Origin of the sequence: Micromonospora sp. NPDC048871, from assembly GCF_043198155.1 — a bacterium.
GTDB lineage: Bacteria > Actinomycetota > Actinomycetes > Mycobacteriales > Micromonosporaceae > Micromonospora.
Map to the genome: position 1 here is coordinate 87589 of NZ_JBICUM010000002.1, position 18482 is coordinate 106070.

Below are 18482 nucleotides of genomic sequence, written 5' to 3' on the forward strand. Positions count from 1 at the left end.
GCGGGCCGCAGTTACGCCGCCGGTGGGTGGTCGGGCCGCCCGACCGCCGGCAACGAGGCCGCACCGGCGGCCAGGAAGGCCGCCGCACGCGGAAAATCGTGCAGGGTGACCACGTAGTGCCGCAGGGTAGCCCCGACCGCGGTGGCCGGCACTCCCCGACTGGCCAGAATGGTCACCAGCCAGTCGACGAACTCCGTGAACAGTGAGCCGTCGTCGACATAGAGGGCGGCGGCCAGGAAGTCCAGGATGTAGCCGAGGTCGCTGACCGTGGAGTCCAGTTGGGCCGGGGTGTAGTCCCGGGTGGCCGGGATCCGCCGGGTCAGGTCGGCCAGGGCGCTGTCGATCAGCTCGCCACGACGGCTGACCAGGCTGGGGTACTCGTCGTCGGCCAGATGGGCCAGCGCGGCCGGTGCGGTGGCCCGCAGCGCCCGCTCGTCGGCGAGCAGGTCCGCGGCGGTGGGCCCGTCCGGCGCCCAGGCCACCCCGAGCCGCCGCGCCCACCGGCCGTCCGTGCCGAAACCCCGGCCGCCGACCACTACCGGCACGTCCGAACGCCGGCAGGCCTCGATCATCCGATGCGCCTGCGGCAGTCGCATCGGCAGCGCACAGGCCAGGGCGACCGCGTACGCGTCATGCCGGTGCAGGTACGACACCAGGTGCGCGGCCGGCACGCTGGCCCCCAGGAAGGTCACCTGCCAGCCCTGCAACCGCAGCACCTCGGCGACCAGCCGGGCCGGCAGGGCGTGCCACTCACCGTCCATACAGGCCACCACGATCCGACCCCGGTCGCCTCGGACATTGGCGTACCCGGCTACCGCCGCCACCACCCGCTCGCTGACGTGGGTTGCCGCATGTTCCTGGGCCACACTCCACTCGTTGCGGGCCCAGCGCTCCCCCACCTCGGCCTGGGCCGGTGCGACCAGGTCCAGCAGCACCCGGTCGGCGGGCACCCCCGCCTCGAGCAGTTCCCGGGCCACCTCGATGGCGGCCGACTCGTCGGCCTCGGCCAGGCAGTGCAGGTACCGCGGATAGAGTGCGGCGAGGGAGGTTTCCGTCGTCGCCATGGTCACGGTGTCGTCGCCCCTTCCCGAGCCACCCCGGTCGGAGTGGGGACCGCGTGCAGGTGTCGGTGCGGCCGGCCCCCGACGCCGGCGGCACGCAGCGCGAGCACCGCGATGTCGTCGTGGTCACGCTGGGCCAGCCAGTCGCAGGTGACCTGTTCGATTCGTTCGGCCAGGGCCGGAGCCGGCATCCGCTGGCAGCCGGTCAACGCCTGCATCAACCGGTCGGTGCCGAGTTGCTCGACTCCCCGCCGGCCACCCCGGGCCTCGGTCACCCCGTCGCTGTAGAGCAGGCAGGTCTCGCCGGGGGCCAGTCGGGTGGAGACCTGATCGACCCGGGGATCGGCGACCACCCCGATGAGCATCCCGCTGAGCGGGAGCTGTTCCACCTCGCCGGAGGCGCGCACCACCAGCGGAGGCAGATGACCGCCGCCGGCCAGGGTCAACGACAGTCCACCGTCGCGGTGCGGCCGGACCACTCCCAGGACCATCGTGGCGAACCGGCCCTGCCCGTGCGCCAGGGTGGTCTCCAGCAGCGCGTCGTTGAGCAGCCGCAGCAGCCGGGCCGGTTGTGACTCGATACGGTGCAGGGCGTGCAGGCACTGGCGCAGCTGACCGGTGAAGACCGCAGCCTCGACCCCCTTGCCGGAGACGTCACCGAGGAAGAACACCGAGCCGCCGTCGGGCAGCCGGTGTGCGCCGTAGAAGTCCCCACCGATGCGCAGACCGGCCTGCGCCGGCCGGTACGCCGTGCCCCACTGCACCCCCGGCGCCTGCGCCGGTTCCACCGGCAGCAGGCTGGCCTGCAAGGTGTCGGCCACCTCGGCCTGGTTGCGGTAGAGCAGGGCGGTGGTCAGCGCGGCCCCGGCCCGGTCGGCGAAGGCCCGCAGCAGGTCCAGATCGTCCTCGGTGTACCACCGGGGCGCCGGACGGGCCACCAGCAGTACGCCTGCGGGGGCGTCCCGACCGGGCAACGACACCAGTCGGGCGCAGACCTCGGCCGCGTTGTGCCCGGGCAGCCAGCCCGCCTCGACCGCCTGCTCGGCCAACCAGTCGACCGTGTGCGGCTGCACCCCGTGCAGGCTCTCGGCGACGGCCGCGGGCATCTCACCGGTGTGCAGCGCCCCTCGGTCCAGGGTGGACTGCCCGTCGTCGGCCTGACTGGCCCGCCACCACCGGGCGCGTCCCGAGCGGGGGGCCAGAATCAGCACCGCCGTCTCGGCCAGGGTCGGCACGGCCAGCCGGACCACCGCGGCGGCGGCCCGGTCGGGATGCAACGGATTGCCGAGCTTCTCCCCCACCATCGCCAGGAAGGCCGATCGGGCCCGCTCGGCCGCCAGGGCGTCGACCGGCCCGGTGTGTTCGCTGAGGTCTTCCACGTACCAGCAGCTGCGCCCGGCGGATAACGACACCCGGCGGACCCGCAGCCGGCGTCCGTGCCGGGTGATCTCGGCGACCGGGCCGGGCAGGGCCTCGAACTCGGCGCAGCTGCCGCCCACGACGATCTCCGGCAGCAACCGCGCGGCGACCGGGCTCACCTGCCACACCACGCCGTCCGGGCCGCACAGCACCAGGCCCTCCCGCAGGTGCTCGACGACCACCGGCCAGTCGGCGGCGCTCAGCGACGGATCGATGGCGGGCAGTGCGGCTGCGGACAGGTCGGTGCGCCACGCCGGCTCCTGCGGGGCATTCGGCGTGAACCGTCCGTCGCCGGGGTCGATGTCCCTGACGTCGGCACCAGTCACCAGATAAGCCCCACTCCATCTCGATTCCGCACCCACGCAGCGGCGGTGTGCCTGGTCGCTGTCCCGCCCCCAGGGTACGCCGGTGTCGTCGCCGCGCCACCCAGGCGGCCGTCGGGCAGCCCGTTCGACCGCCGCTCAGGTGGCCGTGAGCGGCCCGGTCGACTGCCGTAAGGCGAGGCGCCGTCAAGGTTGTTACGATCCGGACGCCCCCGTCCGCCCGCCACCCCGCGGAAGGCGTGATCGTTGCTGTCCCACGGTCGAAGACCCGAGACCACTCCGTTGAGCGTGTCAGTCGACCGGTCCGATCCCGACATTCCGGTGATCCGGGTGGGTGGCGACCTCGCCTACACCACGGCCGGGCCGCTGCGTACGGAGATCGACCGGGAACTGCGGGCCGGTCCCCGCGCCCTCGTACTCGACTTCGCCGACCTCCAGTTCATCGACAGCACCGGGCTCAGCATCATCGTGCACGCCTGGCGGGAAGGGCTGCGCGACGGGGTGACCCTGCGGCTGCGCGCGGTGCCCCGGTTCCTGGCGACCATCCTGGACATGACCGGGGTGACCGGCCTGCTGACTCGCTCGACCGGCGGCGAGGGGCCGGTCAGCACCGAACCGGACGGCCAACCCACCGTCCCCGCCTGAGCGACCGGCCTACGCCGCAGCCCTGCACGGGGGTCGACAGTGGCGCGGACCGCGAAAGACGTACCCCGCGACTTGCGTTCCCTCGTCGGGCTGGGAGCATGGAGTCATGTCCTCACAGCTGTTGGTCATCGAGGTCAGCCGGTTCGACGTCGGACATGCGGAGCTGCGGCTCACCGGTGACCTGGACTTCGACAGCGCTCCGGAACTGATCGCCGCCGTCGAGCAGGTACGCCGGGACGGCTACCAGCACCTGGTCATCGACCTGGCCGGAGTGAGTCTGTGCGACTCCTCGGGCCTCAGCGCTCTCGTGGTGGCCCACCGGGGCAGCCCGGTGCCGATCCGCCTGACCGGTGTCAACCCCAACCTTCGCCAACTGCTGGACCGCACCGGTCTGGCCGAGCTGCTCCAGGTGTCCGCGGCCGGCGACGACGACGTGCAGGCGGCGGGCTGACCGGGCGCCCACCGGGTTCGGGGGTGCCCCCGACCCTGGGACCAGGGGTCGGGGGCCGGAGGAATGCTCAGGTGGCCGCGACGACCGGCCCGGCACGGCGGGCCTCGGGGGTCGACTCCGCGTCGTCGGGGGCCCCGGAATCCGGCGTCTGGAACAGATAGCGGACGAACTCCGCATCCGTGTCGTCGTCGCCGGGCCACTGTCCCGCGCAGTCGACCCCGATCACCTCCCGCCCGGTGCCGTCGGTCTCCTCCAGCAGCGCCCACAGGCTCACCGGATAACAGCGGGTGTTCTCCGGAGCCAGGAGCCATCGGGAGTACCAGCCGGGCCTGGCCGGGACGATCTCGACAATCCGCTTCATGACGACCTGCCCTCCGCATGCCATCGGAAGATCTCCGGTCCACGGCGATCATCTGCGCCGGTCGGGTGAGCGGCCCTCACCCGGCGGGGATGAAGCGTCGCCGACCGTCACCGACCCGGTCCGGCCGCTCGTTTCGTGCCCGGCGGCGACGGGAAGGCCACCGCTGAGCCCGGAGCAGAACACCAGCGAAAGCGAGGTGTCAGCATGCGCAAGCAGATGGAGGGCGACAACCAACGTAGGCGGGCATTGGCCCGACAGGCCCGCGAGCGCGGCACCCAGGCCGCCGACACCGGGGCCAGCCTGAGTTCGTCAAAGCAGCTCACCCATCTCGACCAGGCCCGGCGCGACGGCCCACCGCCGGCCGGTAGCCGGCACAAACCGAACACCACACGCGGTGGTCCGGCCCCGCCGCCGGCCGCTGTCCCGCAGACCCAGCGACCCCTGCCCGAGATGGACCCGACCTCTGCCGGAGTGGAGCCGATCGGCTACCAGGACCTCGTCGCCGAGGTCGGTCGCCGGGCCGGCGTCGACTTCCGCACCGCCAAGGTGGGCGTGGAGTCCACCGTGCTGGTCCTGGCCTGGGCCCTCGGCGCGGAACAGCGACAACGCCTGCTCCAGTCCGTCCCGGCGTCACTGCACAGTGTCGTACCGGTCGACGGTGTCGAACGGCACTCGGATCTGCCCGGCTTCCTGTCCGAGGTCGGACGGCTCAGCGGCCGCAGCCCGGAGCAGGCCCGCTACCAGGTCGAGGCCACCCTGGCGACGCTCGCCGAACACGATCACGACCTGGTCGAGTCGTTGCACGTGCCGGACGACCTGCGGGAACTGCTCAACCCGCCGGCCGTCGGTGGTGGGCTGGTCGGGGCCAGCAGCGCCACGCCGCCCCTGACCGGTGCGCAACGTAGCGCCGCGCTGACCGACCTGCCGTACTGGTCGGACGACGGCGAGGCCCTGACCCGCACCCTGGTGCTACCGGCGGACAGCCTGGACCGGGTCCTGGACCGTCTCGATCAACTCCGCGACCAGATCGGTCGAGGGCCCCGCATCGGCCGGGCGGACCCGAGCACGGCCGTGCTCAGCGTCAGCACCGGCAGCGCCCGTGGGGTGACCGAGCTGGACGTGGACCTGGCCCACGCGGTGGACGCCGCGATCGACGAGGCGGGCGCGGGCCTGTCCTCCGGCTGAGCCGACCCGGGTGTGGGCCGACCGGTCGGCCAGCCGCACGGTGGCCGGCCCCCGCCGCGCCCACACCAGGGGGTGGTCAGCGGGCCCAGGCCGGCATCTCCGGGGAGGTGCTCTCCAGTGGTACCGCGTTGGCCGGGACGAGGCCCAGTTGGGCCGCCGAGCGGGGCAGGGCGGCGTCCAGGGCCCAGTCGGCGCCGATCCGGGCCCGGTTGCCGGGGATGGCCAGCAGGTGATACCCGCGGGTGACCGCCTTGGCCGGCAGGCCGGACAGCGGCACCTTCAGCGGGTTGGCGGCGGCCTGCTTGCCGCCCAGGTCGACCACCCAGCCCAGGTCATGGTGCTTGTACGGGCGACGCCGGCCCTGGCCGTACGAGGCGGCGATGTTGTGGGCGGCGAGTCTGCCCTGCCGCTGGGCGTGCTGGGCGGTCATGGTGCAGATCTCGCCCGGCCGGGTCAGGTCGGGCACGGCGGCGGCGTCACCGCAGGCGTACACCTCGGGGAAGCCGGGGACGTTGAGGTACTCGTCGACGACCAACCGACCCTTCTCGGTACGCAGACCCAACTGTGCCACGAAGGGGTCGGGGCGTACCCCGACGCACCAGACCAGGGAGCAGGTGGGCACGTACTCCCCGTCGGTGAGTTTTACCCCGTCGGCGGTGGCGACCGCCACGGAGGTACCCATCCGGACGTCCACGCCGCGGCGGCGCAGCACGCGGTCCGCGGTGCGGGACATCCGCTGGTCCAGCTCGGGCAGCACCCGGGGTGCGACATCCAGCAGCATCCACTTGGGGCGGATCTTCAGTCGGGGGCGTTGGGCGGCCAGGGCGTCGGTGAACAGCTGGCCGTGGGCGGCCACCTCCGTACCGGTGTAGCCGGCGCCGACCACCACGAAGGTCGCCCGGGCCTGCTGCTCGGTGGGGTCGGTCGCCTGCTCGGCCAACTCCACCTGCCGAACCACATGGTCGTGCAGGTAGACCGCCTCGGGCAGGCCACGGAAGCCGTGCGCGTACTCGGTCACCCCGGGGATGGGCAGCAGCTTGTTGACGCTGCCGACGGACAGGACCAGCCGGTCGTAGGCCAGCCGGTTGCGATCCCCCTCGGCCTGGGTGAAGCCCACCCACCGATTTTGCAGGTCGACGTGGTCGGCCTCCCCGATGACCACCCGGACGTCGTCCAGGGTGCCGGTCAACGGCACGGCGATCCGGCCCGGCTCCACCACCCCCGCCGCCACCTCAGGCAACAGCGGCAGATACAGGAAGTAGTCGGTCGAGTTGAGCAGGACGATCTCGGCCCGGCCCCGGGCCAGCCGGCTCAATGTCTTCGCCGCGTGGTAACCGGCGAACCCGGCTCCCACGATCACCACACGAGGTTTCGTCATCCTGGCCCGGTTCCCGTGGGCGGCCGGGACAAACGTCAGGTCAGCGCCGTTCGGTGATGACCTCTTTCGACCCCGGTACGACATTGCGGGTCGCCCGCAGGCTGGTGATGGTGACGGTGATCAGCACGGCGACGATGACCAGCAGGGAGATCTCGGTGGGGATCACCGGGACGCTCTCCCAGATGCCGTGCGCCCAGTGCAGGCCGAGCTTGACCCCGATGAAGGCCAGGATGATCGCCAGCCCGTAGGTGAGGTGCACCAGTCGGCTCAGCGCCGCGTGCAGCACGAAGTACAGAGCGCGCAGGCCCAGCAGGGCGAAGGCGTTGGTGGCGAAGACCAGGTACGGGTCCTCGGTGATGCCGTAGACGGCCGGCACGGAGTCGACCGCGAAGACCACGTCGGTGGCCAGTACGGCGACCACCACCAGCGCCAGCGGGGTCAGGGCCCGTCGACCGTCGACCCGTACGGTCATCTTGGTGCCGTGGTACTCGTTGACCACCGGCATGAACCGGCGCAGCAGGCGAACCGAGCGCATGTTGGCGATGTCGACGCTCTGTTCGTGGCCGCTGAAGGCGTCCCGGATCAGCTTGGCGGCGGTGACCAGCAGGATCAGGGCGAAGATCAGGAAGGCGAAGTCCAGGGTCTGCAGGGCCGCCGCGCCGACGGCGATGAAGACGCCGCGCAGCACCAGGGCACCGGCGATGCCGAACAGCAGCACCCGCTGGGCGAGCACGCTGGGCACCGCGAAGGCGGCCAGCAGCAGCATGAAGACGAAGAGGTTGTCGACCGACAGCGACTTCTCGACCAGGTAGCCGGCCAGGTAGTCGATGCCCTCCTGTCTGCCGTACCGGGACCAGACCCAGGCCCCGAAGGCCAGCGGCAGGGCTATGTAGAAGGCCGACCAGCCGAGTGCCTCTTTCAGCGACACCTCATGTGGGCGTCGGGTCACCACGAAGTCGAGCACCAGCAGCGCGATGACCCCGGCGATGGTGATCGCCCAGAGCGAGGGCGTACCGATGGACTGAAAACCGGCAGCTACGTACGACATTTCGGACATGGGGCCTCCTCGAACACCGTGTCATGTTCGAGGTCTCCTTCACCCAGTATTCGCTGGGCAACCACCCGAGGCGCACCCCGGGCGCGCCGTACTGACCGGTATGGTTCGTGGGAAGTACTCCCCTCGTCCCGACAAGGTTAGGACAGCCGTCAGGACCCCGCCAGGCGGGGGGATGCGGTCTCGTCTCACCGGGTCGCAGGGCGTACCCCTATCGTGACCGGGGTGAGCGCAGAGCTGTCGAGCGGCCCCCTGACCGGCGTACGCGTGATCGAACTGGCCGGGATCGGACCCGGCCCCTTCGCCGCGATGATGCTCGCCGACCTGGGCGCCGAGGTGATCCGGGTGGACCGGGTCGAGGCGGTGGATCCGACCGGTTTCGGCACCCCGCATCCGGACCTGCTCAACCGGGGCCGCCGCTCCCTGGCGGTGGACCTCAAGTCGGCCGAGGGCCGACAGGTGGTCCTGGACCTGGTCCGCGACGCCGACGTGCTGATCGAGGGCTTCCGCCCGGGGGTGACCGAACGGCTGGGCCTCGGCCCGGCCGACTGCCAGGAGATCAACCCCCGGCTGGTGTACGGCCGGATGACCGGCTGGGGGCAGCAGGGCCCGAACGCCCCGTACGCCGGGCACGACATCGACTACCTGGCCCTGACCGGCGCCCTGCACGGCATCGGCCGGGCCGGACAGCCCCCGGTGCCTCCGCTCAACCTGCTGGGCGACTTCGGAGGTGGCGGCATGATGCTGGCCCTGGGGGTGGTCTCCGCCCTGTACGCGGTGCGCGGCGGCGCGGCCGGTCAGGTGATCGACGCGGCGATCGTGGACGGGGTCAGCGTGCTCAGCACCCAGATCCACGCCCTGCGCCGGTTGGGCATGTGGCAGGACCCCCGGGGGGTGAACCTGCTGGACGGGGGTGCCCCCTTCTACGACAGCTACGAGTGCGCGGACGGCCGGTATGTCGCCGTCGGGGCCCTGGAGCCGAGGTTCTACGAGGAACTGGTGCGCCGTACCGGTTTCCCGCTGCCGCCGGACCAGGCCCTGGACCGTGACGATCCGGCGAACTGGCCGGCCCTGCGGGCGGCCTGGGCGCGGCTGTTCCGCACTCGTACCCGCGACGAGTGGGCGGCCCTGGTGGCCGACTCCGACGCCTGCCTGGCCCCGGTGCTCGACTGGCAGGAGGCGCCCGAGCATCCGCACCTGGCCGCGCGGCGGAGTTTCGTCACCCACGAGGGGGTACGCCAACCGGCCCCGGCCCCCCGCTTCTCCGGCAGCCCGACCTCGGTGCGCCGCCCCCCGCCCTGGCCGGGCGAGCACACCGACGAGGTGCTCGACGAGATCGGCTACCCGGCGCAGCGGGTGGCCGAGCTACGGGCTGCCGGCACGGTGGCCTAGCGCAATCCCCCGGTGTACGGCTCACGGTCCAGCCCGGCCGGGCCGCCAGACCGCCGTCAGCGGCGGCGCAGGGTGGCGCCGGGTGCCATCGCGGGCTCGACGATGTCCCGGTAGTCCCGGGGCAGTTGGACGACCAGTTCGTCGAACTCGCCGCCGGTCACCGCCTCGCGGATGGTGGTGAACACCGCGCCGATCACGGCGCGGGCGGCCGGTTCCTCGATCTGGGCACGCCGGGCCACCCGGGCGACGAACTCTCCGGCGCCGAAGCGCTCGGCGGCCTCGGTGTCCGGTGTCGGCCGCAGCGGCAGGCGCAGCGGCTCCGGCAGTTGCACCGCCAGATCCAGCACCTCACCGCCGGTCAACCGGTCGGCCAGGGTAGCCAGGGTGGCCTGGATCAGGTCCACCGCCCGCTGGGTGGAGGTGCCCGTGCGCTGGGCCACCTGGTCGACGAAGGTGTCGTAGTTCATCGGCGTACCCCCTCGGCGCGCGGTTACCCGCCGTCACGGGACGAAAACCCTCCCCCGGTTCTCCCGCCGTCGGCGCGTGAGCGCCGCCGGGATGGGTAACCGCGCCCGGTCGTGGCCGATCGAAGCCGGGAGGAGCCGACACCATGGCTAGTTACGCCGAGGTACTGCACTACCTGTCCAGCTTGGACTACCCCGCCGGCAGGGACGAGGTGGTGCGCGAGGCGGAACGCGAGGGGGCTCCGCCGGATGTGCTGCACGCCCTGCGGGCGCTGCCGCCGGTCGAGTACGCCAACGGCCGGGAGGTGGCCCGCTCCGCGAGCATCGAGGCGGCTCCGGAGGTGGACGACGCCCAGCGGGCCGCTGTCGGCCGCGACAAGCGCCATCAGCGGGTCTCGCAGCATCTGCGCAGCATCTGAGGTGTCGGGCCCTTCAGGAGGGCGCCCCGGCCACGAACCGCGACCGGAGGCGCCCCTGGGTAGCCACCTGCCCCGGTGGTGCACCGCCGAACCGGTCGGGACCACCAGGCGGCCCACAGTCACTCGAACCGGGCGACTGCTGCTACCGCGAGGATCATACGACAGGCCATCGGCCGAACGGTCAGCAGGGGGTCAACCGACGACCGATTGTGGTCGACAACACCCGTCCCTAGGAGCTGGTGCGGCCGGCCCGGTCGCGGGCCTTGAGGCGCACCGTCGGCAGGGTCGGCGCGGGCAGCGGCGGATCCGGATCGTCCGCTACCGTCCCGAACCGCCGGCCGGCCATCCAGTCCTCGCGGGCGGTCAGGATCTCCTCGTGGCTGCGCCCGACGAAGTTCCACCACATCACCAACGGCTCCTCGAAGGGGGTGCCGCCGAGCAGCATCAGCCGGGTGCCCGGTTCCCCGGAGATGGTGAGCCCGGTGCGTCCGGTGCCCAGCCAGAGCAGCGCCCCGGGTGCCACCCGTACGCCGTCGGCCTGCGCTCCGCCGTCCAGGGCCAGCAGCGCGTACTCGAAGTCGGGGCGCAGGGGCAGGCTCGCCTGCCCGGCACCGGTCAGCTCGACCTGGGCGCCGACCAGGGGGGTGTGCACCCGGGCCGGGGACCGTTCCCCGCCCAACTCCCCGACCAGCAGGGTCACCCTCAGCGCCCCCTCTTCCCAGCGGGGCAGCTGCGCGTGGTGGGCGAAGTCGGCCGGGCCGCCGCGAGCCGAATCCGGTAGCGCCACCCACAGCTGCACCCCGTGCATCAGGGGCGGATGGTCGGCCGGTGACCGTTCGGAGTGGGCGATGCCGTGGCCCGAGGTCATCACGTTGAGCTGGCCGGGACGGATCGGCTGCACGTTGCCGAGGCTGTCGCGGTGCAGGATCTCCCCGTCGAGCAGCCAGGTCACCGTCTGCAGGCCGGTGTGCGGGTGCGGCGGCACCTCCATGCCGGGGCGCTGGGCCACGTCGTCGGGTCCGAAGTGGTCCACGAAGCACCAGGCCCCGACCATCCGCCGGGTGCGCTGGGGCAGCAACCGCCGGACGGTGGTGTAGCGGCCCAGGGGCACGTCGTGCCCGGGCAACAGGACACTGCCGGGGTCCGTGGTGGCCACTCCGGGCGGTCGGGTCTGCGCCGGCATCGACTCGGTACGCTCCACGATCCGACTCTACGCGCCGTCAGCCCGGCGGTGGCCGTCGCCGGAGGTCATCCCCGTCGTACGGCTACCAGGTTCGCTCCGGCCACCAGGTCGAGGAAGATCCGATCGACGGAGCGGTCCCAGGCCGGGGAGCCGAGCACCGTGCCGGCGGGGACTCCGCCGTGCTGCTCGTCGTACACCCGCACGTCGCCGGCCCCGGCGGCGGCCCGCACCCGCACGGGTGCCCCACCGGCCACGGTGACGTCCAGGACGTTGACCCCGCCGGTCACCCGGACCACCATCCCGCCCCGGGTACGCGGCAGCCGCAGCTCGGTGCGGGTGGCCCCACCGGCGAACTCCAGACCGGACACTCGGCCGGCGGTCAGATCGAGTCGCCGTTGGGTGGTTCCCCCGATGATCCGCAGGTCCCACACCAGCCGGGTGTTGAGCAGCAGCCGAGGGGCTGGGCTGCCGCCCGGTGGCCGGCGTGCGCCGTTCGGTGCCGGTGGCCACCGCGGTCTCGGCCCCGTCGAGACGGGCGTCGAGCACCGTCCCGCCGGCCGGTCCGTACACCGAGACCAGGGTTCGCAGGGTGTAGATAGCTCCAACAGCCTTCGACTGTTTTGTGGGCTTGAAGAACTATTCGGAGGATATGGACTTCCGTACCGGGGTGTCCGTCTTCTCGCGTGGGTTGGCCGCTGCCTCCCGCAGCAGCCCTTCGATCCGGTCCACCCCGGCCGACAGCGACATCTCCCGCAGGTACGCCTGGCGGCCCCGACGGCCCATCTCGGCCCGCGCGGGTGGGGGTATCTGCGCGGCCAGCCAGAACCGGTCCGCCAGACTGGCCCAGTCCCCCGGCGGGCAGGACAGCCCCGCCCGCGCTCGTTCCACCAGGGCGGCCGTGTCGCCGCCGGTCGAGGCCACCACGGGTGCCGCACAGGACAGGGCCGCCTGGAGCTTGCCCGGCACGGTGCCGCGCAGGGCGGGCAGATCCCGCAGCATGACCAGTTGGTAGTCGGCGGCGGCGTACAGCTCCGGCATGTCCAGGGGTGACCGTCGCTCGACGAACCGGACGTTGTCGGCGCGCAACTCGGCGGCGAGCCCCCGCACCCGCCGCTCCTGGCCGCCCGAGCCCACCAGGACCAGGTCCATGGTGTTCTCCAGGGCCGCTGCCGCGCGTACCGCCGTCTCCAGACCCTGGCGTGCCCCGATGGTGCCGGCGTGCATCACCACACAGCGATCGTCGCGGCGGACCAGTCCCCGGGCGGCCGACCCGGCCGGGGCGGGCCGGAAGATCCGCTCGTCGGTCCAGTTGAGCACCACCGGCACCCGGTCGGCCTCCACTCCGGTGGCTACCACCGCCTCCCGCAGGGAGGGTGCGCTGACCGCGATCGTGCTGGCGGACCGGTAGGTCCTGGCCATCGCCGCCCGCACCCGGGCGGCCCACCGGTCGTCGTCGGTGTCCTCCACGCTCTGCTCCGCCCAGACGTCCGGCACGTGCAGCACGACCGGCACCTGACCGAGCAGCCGCAGCAGGGCCGCCGAGGCGAAGGCCGCCGCAGGCGGCTGATGGACGTACAGCACGTCCACACCGGCCAGATAGCTCCGCCCGACGAAGGCCGTGCTGGCGGCGAAGGAGAGCCAGGCGGCCATCCTGGGCCGCACGGCCCCGTCGCCGGTGCTGTATCGGGGCACCCGGCGGACCGTCAACCCTCGGCTGCGGGTCTCGTGCCGCCAGCGCTGCCGCCAGCCCGGGTAGACATGTCCGCCGGGGTAGTCCGGAAAACCGGTCAGCACCCGCACCTCGTGGCCCCGGGCGGCCAACTCCTCGGCCAGGCTGCCGGGGATGAAGGCCGGCTCCGGCGGAAAGTGATACGTCAGGATGCCGACCCGCATCGGGACACCCCCACCCTCGGCCGGTCCGGCGCGGCGTGACCCTGACCCGGCGCCGGGTGCGCGTACGATGCCGCCAACCCCTTGCGGGACGGGCGCCGGTGGGCACCGTCCCCGATCGCGGCGCCACCGTGGGCGGCCGCCTCGTCGAGAGGGTTCCCGATGCTCAACGGAGTTCTGTTCGTCTGCCACGCCAACCTGTGCCGGTCACCGATGGCCGAGTTCACCGCGCGTCGGATGCTCGCCGGGCGTCCGGTGAGCGTGACCAGCGCCGGCACGGACGCGGTGGCCGGCCGGCCCATGCACCCGTACGCGGCGGATCTCGTCGCCGCAGCCGGTGCCGATCCGGAGACCTTCCGCACCCGACGGCTGGCGGCGGAGCACCTCACCGAGGCGGTGCTGGTGCTGACCGCCACCCGACGCCAGCGCTCGGTCTGCACCGCGCTGGCCCCGGCGGCCCTGCACCGGACCTTCACCCTGCGCCAGTTCGGCCGGCTGGCCGCGGCCGTCGAGCCGCCCCTGACCGAGCAGGAGGACCCACTGGCCGCCGCGGTCACCGCCGCCACCCTGGCTCGGGCCCGGTTGCAGCCCGCCCCCGGTGACGCCGACGACCTGCCGGACCCCGTCGGGGGCACCCCGGAGGACTTCCGGCACTGTGCGGAGGAGATCGAACGGTCCCTGCGACCCCTGGCGGTGCTCATCGGGACAGCCGGGTGAGTTCCTGGGTGTGGTCGACCGGTGCTCCGGTGCTGCCGCGGTCGGCGTGCCGGCCGGCCGCGGCCCGCCCCGCCGAGGTAGCGGCCCGCCCCGCCGAGGCCGCGGCGGTCTCGGTCACCACCCGATAGGCCTCGTACTGGTAGGCGTCGGCCTTGGGCACCCGCGCCATGTTGAGCACACACCCGAGCAGCCGGACGGAGACCGAGTGCAGGGCCCGGGCGGCCGTGGCCACCTGGGTACGCGAGGTCCGCCCCTGCTGGCTGACCAGCAGCGCACCGTCGGCCTGCACGGCGACGACCACACCGTCGGTGACCGCCAGCAGCGGGGCGGTGTCGATGATCACGATGTCGGCGGACTCCCGCAGGGCCAGCAGCAGATCCGACATGGCCTTGGAACCGAGCAGCTCACTCGGGTTGGGCGGGGCCGATCCGCTGGGCAGCACCAGCAGGGACTTGTCGCCCCACCGCTGCACCACGTCGCCGACGTGCACGTCGCCGACGAGGACGTCGGTCAGCCCCACCCCGGAGTCGACACCGAGGTAGTGGCCCACCTTGGGGCGGCGCAGGTCGGCGTCGACCAGCAGCACCCGCCAGCCCGCCTCGGCCAGGGCGATCGCCAGGTTGCAGGACAGGGTGGTCTTGCCCTCTCCCTGGAGGGCACTGGTGACGGCGATGACCCGGGCCGGCTCGTGCACGTCGACGAAGCGCAGGTTGGTCCGCAGCTTGCGGATCGCCTCGGCGCGGGCCGAGGTGGCGGCCTCCCCGACGATCAGGGGTGCCGTCTGGGCGCTGCCGTCCAGCGGGATCTCACCGAGCAGCGGACTGCCGGTGACCCGCCGCAGCGCGGCGGCGTCACGCAACCGGACATCGGCCATCCCGCGCAGCACCGCCAGACCGATCCCGGCCAGCAGGCCCAGCAGGGCCCCGATCACGGTGTTGCGCACCGGCTGGGGGGAGACCGGGCTGGCGGTCACCCGCGGACCACTGACCACCTCGATCTTGATCGGCCCGGCGCTGCCGTCCGGTCTGGCCTCCACCTTCTTCACGAGTTCCACGAAGTTCGCCGACAGGGCCTCGCTGACCCGCAGCGCGCGGGCCTGGTCGGTGTCGGTCACCGAGGCCCGCAGCAGGACGGTGCCGTTTTCGGTGGAGGTGCTGACCCGACGCTGAATCTCCTCCGCGGTCAACCCGACCCCACGATCGGCGGCGGCGTTCTGGGCCAGCCGGTCGCTGGTCAGCAGTTCGGCGTAGGACTTGACCCGTTGCTGGAGAAAGAGCCCACCCTGGTAGGCGTCCGTCACCCCTTGGCTGGGGGTGGTGACGAAGAAGGTGACCGAGGCGACGTAGCGAGGCTGCGCCCGGACCGTGATCAGGGCGGTCACGCCGAGGGCCACCATCACGGTGACCAGGACGATCCACCAGTGCTGCCGCACGAGACGCAGCTGGCGCAACAGGTCCATCAGGCACGCCTCCGGATCAACCCGGTAACGCCAAAGAACTTCACGAAAACCCCCAAGGTCGACTGAATCTCGTGAAACCATTAAAGCGGCTTATGTGACTTGTGTCCGGAGTTAGGCGTTTCCTGAGGGCGGTCCGCCTCCGCAATGCCCAACCGGACCGGGCGTCCGCCGGAATCGCCCTCCGGCCGGAAAAGATGCGGTTCGGCGTACCGGGAGGTCGCGGAGTCCATGCCGGTCGGGCGCCGCCCGATCACCGCCCTCGCGCCCACCGCCGCCAGGGGATAAGGTCATGGCCGGTGTGCCGGGAAGTCTGGTCGGCGATGTCGCTGCTCCTATCCGACCGACAGGTGGAACCCGCCGATGACCGACCACAACCCGCCCCCACCTCGCCGGGGGGTACGCCGCCTCTTCACCCGCACCTCCTGGCCGGAGGCCCGCTTCCTCGCCGACGTCCTGCGCACGGAGACCGTCGGCGGCGCCCTCCTCCTGGTCGGTGCGGTGATCGCCCTGATCTGGGCCAACTCCCCCTGGGGGGACGGCTACACCGAGCTGGGACGATGGGTGCCCTGGGCCGGCGGCTCGGCCCTGCACCTGGACCTGGATCTCGCCACCTGGGCCGCCGACGGGCTGCTGGCCATCTTCTTCTTCGTGGTCGGCCTGGAACTCAAGCGTGAGTTCGTCGCCGGGGAACTGCGCGATCCCCGCCGGGCCGTGCTGCCGGTCGTCGCGGCGGTCGGCGGCATGGCAGTGCCCGCGCTGATCTATGTAGCCGTCAACCTGTCCGCCGGCGGGGAGGGGCTACGCGGCTGGGCCATCCCCACCGCCACGGACATCGCCTTCGCCCTGGCCGTCCTGGCGGTCATCGGGGCGTACCTGCCGCAGGGGCTGCGCGCCTTCCTGCTCACCCTGGCCGTGGTCGACGACCTGCTCGCGATCACCATCATCGCGATCTTCTACACGGACGACTTCACCCTGCTCCCGCTGCTGGTAGCCGTCGTGCCGATCGCGCTGTTCGGCCTGCTGGTGCAGCGCCGTCGTACCTGGTGGTGGGCGCTCATCCCGCTGGCGCTGGTCGCCTGGACCCTGGTGCACTCCTCCGGGGTGCACGCCACCGTGGCCGGGGTGCTGCTCGGCTTCACCGTGCCGGTGCTCGCCGGCAAGGGTCGCGACGGCCGCCCCGCGCCGGGTCTGGCGGAGCACCTGGAGCACAAGTGGCGGCCGATCTCGGCCGGCTTCGCCGTACCGGTCTTCGCGTTCTTCGCCGCCGGGGTCTCGCTGCGCGGCGCCGACCTGGGTGCGGTGGTCAGCGACCCGGTCGTCATCGGTGTCGTGCTGGGTCTGGTGGTCGGCAAGTTCGTCGGCATCTTCGGCTCCACCTTCCTGCTGGCCCGGTTCACCCGCGCCCGGCTGGACGAGGACATCACCTGGACCGACCTGGTAGGGGTGTCGCTGCTGGCCGGTATCGGGTTCACCGTCTCCCTGCTGATCGGCGAACTGGCCTTCGGCCCCGACAGCCTGGCCGGTGCCAACGTCAAGGCCGCCGTGCTGACCGGCTCGCTGCTCTCGGCGCTGCTGGCCACCCTCGTGCTGGTCCGCCGCAACCGGGCCTACCGGCTGATCGCGTTGAAGGAACAGGTCGACCTGGACCGCGACGGGGTGCCGGACGTCTACCAGCGGCCCGGCGGCTGAGGTCTCAGCGGCTCGATGCCGGCCCGGCCGGGCTGCTGCTCGCCGACGCCCGCCAGCGCTCGGTGGCCAGCAGGCCGGCCCGCAGCATCTGCCGTACCGCCACGATCACGACCACCCCCACCAGGGCCGACCAGGAAGCCACCGCGGCCAGCCGCAGCAACCCGGCGGCGACCAGCAGGTCCAGCAGCACCCCGAGAGCCGTCGGCACCGACCGGGTGGCCAGCAACGCCACACCGGCGCTGAACACCCCGAGGGCGCCGACCACCGCGGCCAGGGTCTCGATCATCGCGCCCCTTCCCGGGGCGTCTCCACCTGCCGTTGTTCCTGCTCGATCTCCTTGCGCAGGACATAGTTCAGGCCGGTCCGGATGGCCGCGACGGCGGCCAGCTGACCGATCTGGGCGAAGGTCGGTGACAGCGCGGTCCGCAGGATGTCCGCGGCCAGTTGAAACTCCAGGCCCAACACGAGGAAGCGGCCCAGGGTCAGCCGGATCCGGGTGAACACCGCGGTGTCGCGGTACCGCAGCCCGTCGACGACGAACCGCAGCACCGCCCAGGCCACCCCGGCGACGATCACCACGACACCGACCAGCTCGACCGCGGTCACCACCAGCTGGTGACCGCGGCCGACGGCCTCCTCGACGTTCACCCCGGCGCCTTACCCGGCCACCCTCCGGGTAGTCGGCCGGCTCAGAGCAGTTCGGCGACCGCGTCCACGATCAACCAGATGCCGCTGAGCGCGAACAGTGCGGCGGCACCGTACTTGATGGTCCGCTCCGGCAGTTTTCGGCCCAGCAGCCGGCCGACGATGATGGCCAGCGCGTCGGCGGCCACCATGCCGATGGTCGAACCGATCCAGGTGCCGAACCAGCCGTACTGGGTGGCCAGGGTGATCGTGGCGAGCATCGTCTTGTCGCCGAGTTCGGCCAGGAAGAAGGCGACACCGACGGTGAGCACGGCCGACTTGCCGCCCCGGGCCGCCTTGCGCTTCTCATCCTCGGTGAGGGTGTCACCGCGCAGGGTCCACAGTCCGAAACCGATGAAGGCCACCCCGGCCAGCAGCGAGATCCAGCCGGTGGGCAGGGCGGAGCCCAGGCCGTACCCGATGGCCACCGAGGCCAGGTGCACCAGGGCGGTGGCCACGGTGATGCCGATCAGGATCGGCATGGTGCGATATCTGGTGGCGAAGGCCAGGGCCATGAGCTGGGATTTGTCTCCCAGCTCCGCAACGAAGATCACGCCGAAGCTGACGGCCAGCGCGACGAGGAACCCTTCCATGACATCCTTCCGGATCAAGCCGGGAGGAGGTACGGGGATGCCCTCGACCCGGCTGCCTACAGCCTGGGTCGAAGGTCTCGCCCGCCTCGGAGTACGAGGCCTCGTGGCCGGGTGC

The 18482-nt window shown here is 72.3% G+C and carries 20 protein-coding genes; 7 read left to right on the top strand and 13 right to left on the bottom strand.

What is annotated here, in order from left to right; all coding sequences use genetic code 11:
• Nucleotides 1-11: 11 nt before the first annotated feature.
• Both ACGFIK_RS05005 and ACGFIK_RS05010 read right to left on the bottom strand, forming a co-directional pair.
• Entirely contained in the window at nucleotides 12-1070 is a 1059-nt protein-coding gene (locus ACGFIK_RS05005; protein ID WP_393337757.1) for a B12-binding domain-containing protein, read from the bottom strand.
• Nucleotides 1067-2806, bottom strand: a complete 1740-nt coding sequence (locus ACGFIK_RS05010) for a SpoIIE family protein phosphatase (RefSeq protein WP_327025451.1) — start codon at nucleotides 2804-2806, stop codon at nucleotides 1067-1069. The genes ACGFIK_RS05005 and ACGFIK_RS05010 overlap by 4 nt, the downstream gene beginning before the upstream one ends.
• 285 nt (nucleotides 2807-3091) lie before the next feature.
• On the opposite strand from ACGFIK_RS05010, the gene ACGFIK_RS05015 reads away from it, so the two are divergent.
• Together ACGFIK_RS05015 and ACGFIK_RS05020 are read left to right on the top strand one after the other, a co-directional pair.
• Nucleotides 3092-3448, top strand: a complete 357-nt coding sequence (locus ACGFIK_RS05015; RefSeq protein WP_327025450.1) for an STAS domain-containing protein — start codon at nucleotides 3092-3094, stop codon at nucleotides 3446-3448.
• 106 nt (nucleotides 3449-3554) lie between these two features.
• Nucleotides 3555-3899, top strand: coding sequence for an STAS domain-containing protein (locus tag ACGFIK_RS05020; RefSeq protein ID WP_327025449.1), 345 nt, complete (start codon nucleotides 3555-3557; stop codon nucleotides 3897-3899).
• A gap of 67 nt (nucleotides 3900-3966) precedes the next feature.
• On the opposite strand, the gene ACGFIK_RS05025 is transcribed toward ACGFIK_RS05020, so the two are convergent.
• Nucleotides 3967-4260: a hypothetical protein gene (locus ACGFIK_RS05025; RefSeq protein ID WP_327025448.1), complete on the bottom strand. Its 294-nt coding sequence runs from the start codon at nucleotides 4258-4260 to the stop codon at nucleotides 3967-3969.
• Between the two features lie 204 nt (nucleotides 4261-4464).
• Between ACGFIK_RS05025 and ACGFIK_RS05030 the strand changes: the two genes are divergently transcribed.
• Nucleotides 4465-5445, top strand: a complete 981-nt coding sequence (locus tag ACGFIK_RS05030; RefSeq protein WP_327025447.1) for a DUF2267 domain-containing protein — start codon at nucleotides 4465-4467, stop codon at nucleotides 5443-5445.
• 76 nt (nucleotides 5446-5521) lie between these two features.
• On the opposite strand, the gene ACGFIK_RS05035 is transcribed toward ACGFIK_RS05030, so the two are convergent.
• Nucleotides 5522-6823 (bottom strand): NAD(P)/FAD-dependent oxidoreductase, encoded by a 1302-nt coding sequence (locus ACGFIK_RS05035; protein ID WP_327025446.1) that lies wholly within the window; start codon nucleotides 6821-6823, stop codon nucleotides 5522-5524.
• A 40-nt stretch (nucleotides 6824-6863) separates the two neighbouring features.
• Nucleotides 6864-7880, bottom strand: a complete 1017-nt coding sequence (locus tag ACGFIK_RS05040; RefSeq protein WP_327025445.1) for a TerC/Alx family metal homeostasis membrane protein — start codon at nucleotides 7878-7880, stop codon at nucleotides 6864-6866.
• Nucleotides 7881-8102: 222 nt separating this feature from the next.
• On the opposite strand from ACGFIK_RS05040, the gene ACGFIK_RS05045 reads away from it, so the two are divergent.
• Nucleotides 8103-9269, top strand: coding sequence for a CaiB/BaiF CoA-transferase family protein (locus ACGFIK_RS05045; protein ID WP_327025444.1), 1167 nt, complete (start codon nucleotides 8103-8105; stop codon nucleotides 9267-9269).
• A gap of 56 nt (nucleotides 9270-9325) precedes the next feature.
• Here the strand turns inward: ACGFIK_RS05045 and ACGFIK_RS05050 are convergent, their stop codons facing one another.
• On the bottom strand, nucleotides 9326-9736 hold the full coding sequence (locus tag ACGFIK_RS05050; RefSeq protein WP_327025443.1) for a DUF2267 domain-containing protein: 411 nt from the start codon (nucleotides 9734-9736) through the stop codon (nucleotides 9326-9328).
• A 143-nt stretch (nucleotides 9737-9879) separates the two neighbouring features.
• Here ACGFIK_RS05050 and ACGFIK_RS05055 point away from each other — a divergent pair, with 143 nt between their 5' ends.
• The gene (locus tag ACGFIK_RS05055) at nucleotides 9880-10152 is read left to right on the top strand and encodes a DUF2795 domain-containing protein (protein WP_327025442.1); all 273 of its coding nucleotides are present in this window, start codon (nucleotides 9880-9882) and stop codon (nucleotides 10150-10152) included.
• Between the two features lie 229 nt (nucleotides 10153-10381).
• Here the strand turns inward: ACGFIK_RS05055 and ACGFIK_RS05060 are convergent, their stop codons facing one another.
• The 3 genes from ACGFIK_RS05060 to ACGFIK_RS05070 form a co-directional block, all read right to left on the bottom strand.
• Entirely contained in the window at nucleotides 10382-11353 is a 972-nt protein-coding gene (locus tag ACGFIK_RS05060) for a pirin family protein (RefSeq protein WP_327025441.1), read from the bottom strand.
• Between the two features lie 47 nt (nucleotides 11354-11400).
• Nucleotides 11401-11766 carry a hypothetical protein gene (locus ACGFIK_RS05065; RefSeq protein WP_327025440.1) on the bottom strand — a complete coding sequence of 122 codons (366 nt, stop codon included), beginning with the start codon at nucleotides 11764-11766 and terminating at the stop codon, nucleotides 11401-11403.
• 205 nt (nucleotides 11767-11971) lie between these two features.
• Nucleotides 11972-13228, bottom strand: a complete 1257-nt coding sequence (locus ACGFIK_RS05070; RefSeq protein WP_393337767.1) for a glycosyltransferase family 4 protein — start codon at nucleotides 13226-13228, stop codon at nucleotides 11972-11974.
• Between the two features lie 159 nt (nucleotides 13229-13387).
• Here ACGFIK_RS05070 and ACGFIK_RS05075 point away from each other — a divergent pair, with 159 nt between their 5' ends.
• Complete coding sequence (locus tag ACGFIK_RS05075; RefSeq protein WP_327025438.1) at nucleotides 13388-13942, top strand: low molecular weight phosphatase family protein; 555 nt, start codon at nucleotides 13388-13390, stop codon at nucleotides 13940-13942.
• Here the strand turns inward: ACGFIK_RS05075 and ACGFIK_RS05080 are convergent.
• A complete protein-coding gene (locus ACGFIK_RS05080) occupies nucleotides 13923-15401 on the bottom strand; it encodes a polysaccharide biosynthesis tyrosine autokinase (protein ID WP_393337770.1) in 1479 nt (492 codons plus the stop codon). The genes ACGFIK_RS05075 and ACGFIK_RS05080 overlap by 20 nt on opposite strands.
• A 360-nt stretch (nucleotides 15402-15761) precedes the next feature.
• Between ACGFIK_RS05080 and nhaA the strand changes: the two genes are divergently transcribed.
• Nucleotides 15762-17090: a Na+/H+ antiporter NhaA gene (gene nhaA / locus ACGFIK_RS05085; RefSeq protein WP_393337772.1), complete on the top strand. Its 1329-nt coding sequence runs from the start codon at nucleotides 15762-15764 to the stop codon at nucleotides 17088-17090.
• A gap of 4 nt (nucleotides 17091-17094) precedes the next feature.
• Here the strand turns inward: nhaA and ACGFIK_RS05090 are convergent, their stop codons facing one another.
• From ACGFIK_RS05090 to ACGFIK_RS05100, 3 genes are read right to left on the bottom strand one after another with little or no spacing between them, the layout of a single operon-like run.
• A complete protein-coding gene (locus tag ACGFIK_RS05090; RefSeq protein WP_327025435.1) occupies nucleotides 17095-17376 on the bottom strand; it encodes a hypothetical protein in 282 nt (93 codons plus the stop codon).
• Nucleotides 17373-17738 (bottom strand): DUF1622 domain-containing protein, encoded by a 366-nt coding sequence (locus ACGFIK_RS05095; RefSeq protein ID WP_327025434.1) that lies wholly within the window; start codon nucleotides 17736-17738, stop codon nucleotides 17373-17375. Before ACGFIK_RS05095 ends, ACGFIK_RS05090 begins: the two co-directional genes overlap by 4 nt.
• A 41-nt stretch (nucleotides 17739-17779) precedes the next feature.
• Nucleotides 17780-18367, bottom strand: a complete 588-nt coding sequence (locus tag ACGFIK_RS05100) for a TMEM165/GDT1 family protein (RefSeq protein WP_357531525.1) — start codon at nucleotides 18365-18367, stop codon at nucleotides 17780-17782.
• Between the last annotated feature and the right edge of the window lie 115 nt (nucleotides 18368-18482).

What these genes read in the sequence shown, in the direction of transcription:
- ACGFIK_RS05020 (WP_327025449.1), top strand. Translation starts at nt 3,555, where the DNA reads ATGTCCTCACAGCTGTTGGTCATCGAGGTCAGCCGGTTCGACGTCGGA.
- ACGFIK_RS05025 (WP_327025448.1), bottom strand. Translation starts at nt 4,260, where the DNA reads ATGAAGCGGATTGTCGAGATCGTCCCGGCCAGGCCCGGCTGGTACTCC.
- ACGFIK_RS05030 (WP_327025447.1), top strand. Translation starts at nt 4,465, where the DNA reads ATGCGCAAGCAGATGGAGGGCGACAACCAACGTAGGCGGGCATTGGCC.
- ACGFIK_RS05035 (WP_327025446.1), bottom strand. Translation starts at nt 6,823, where the DNA reads ATGACGAAACCTCGTGTGGTGATCGTGGGAGCCGGGTTCGCCGGTTAC.
- ACGFIK_RS05040 (WP_327025445.1), bottom strand. Translation starts at nt 7,880, where the DNA reads ATGTCCGAAATGTCGTACGTAGCTGCCGGTTTTCAGTCCATCGGTACG.
- ACGFIK_RS05050 (WP_327025443.1), bottom strand. Translation starts at nt 9,736, where the DNA reads ATGAACTACGACACCTTCGTCGACCAGGTGGCCCAGCGCACGGGCACC.
- ACGFIK_RS05055 (WP_327025442.1), top strand. Translation starts at nt 9,880, where the DNA reads ATGGCTAGTTACGCCGAGGTACTGCACTACCTGTCCAGCTTGGACTAC.
- ACGFIK_RS05070 (WP_393337767.1), bottom strand. Translation starts at nt 13,228, where the DNA reads ATGCGGGTCGGCATCCTGACGTATCACTTTCCGCCGGAGCCGGCCTTC.
- ACGFIK_RS05075 (WP_327025438.1), top strand. Translation starts at nt 13,388, where the DNA reads ATGCTCAACGGAGTTCTGTTCGTCTGCCACGCCAACCTGTGCCGGTCA.
- ACGFIK_RS05080 (WP_393337770.1), bottom strand. Translation starts at nt 15,401, where the DNA reads ATGGACCTGTTGCGCCAGCTGCGTCTCGTGCGGCAGCACTGGTGGATC.
- nhaA (WP_393337772.1), top strand. Translation starts at nt 15,762, where the DNA reads ATGACCGACCACAACCCGCCCCCACCTCGCCGGGGGGTACGCCGCCTC.
- ACGFIK_RS05090 (WP_327025435.1), bottom strand. Translation starts at nt 17,376, where the DNA reads ATGATCGAGACCCTGGCCGCGGTGGTCGGCGCCCTCGGGGTGTTCAGC.
- ACGFIK_RS05100 (WP_357531525.1), bottom strand. Translation starts at nt 18,367, where the DNA reads ATGGAAGGGTTCCTCGTCGCGCTGGCCGTCAGCTTCGGCGTGATCTTC.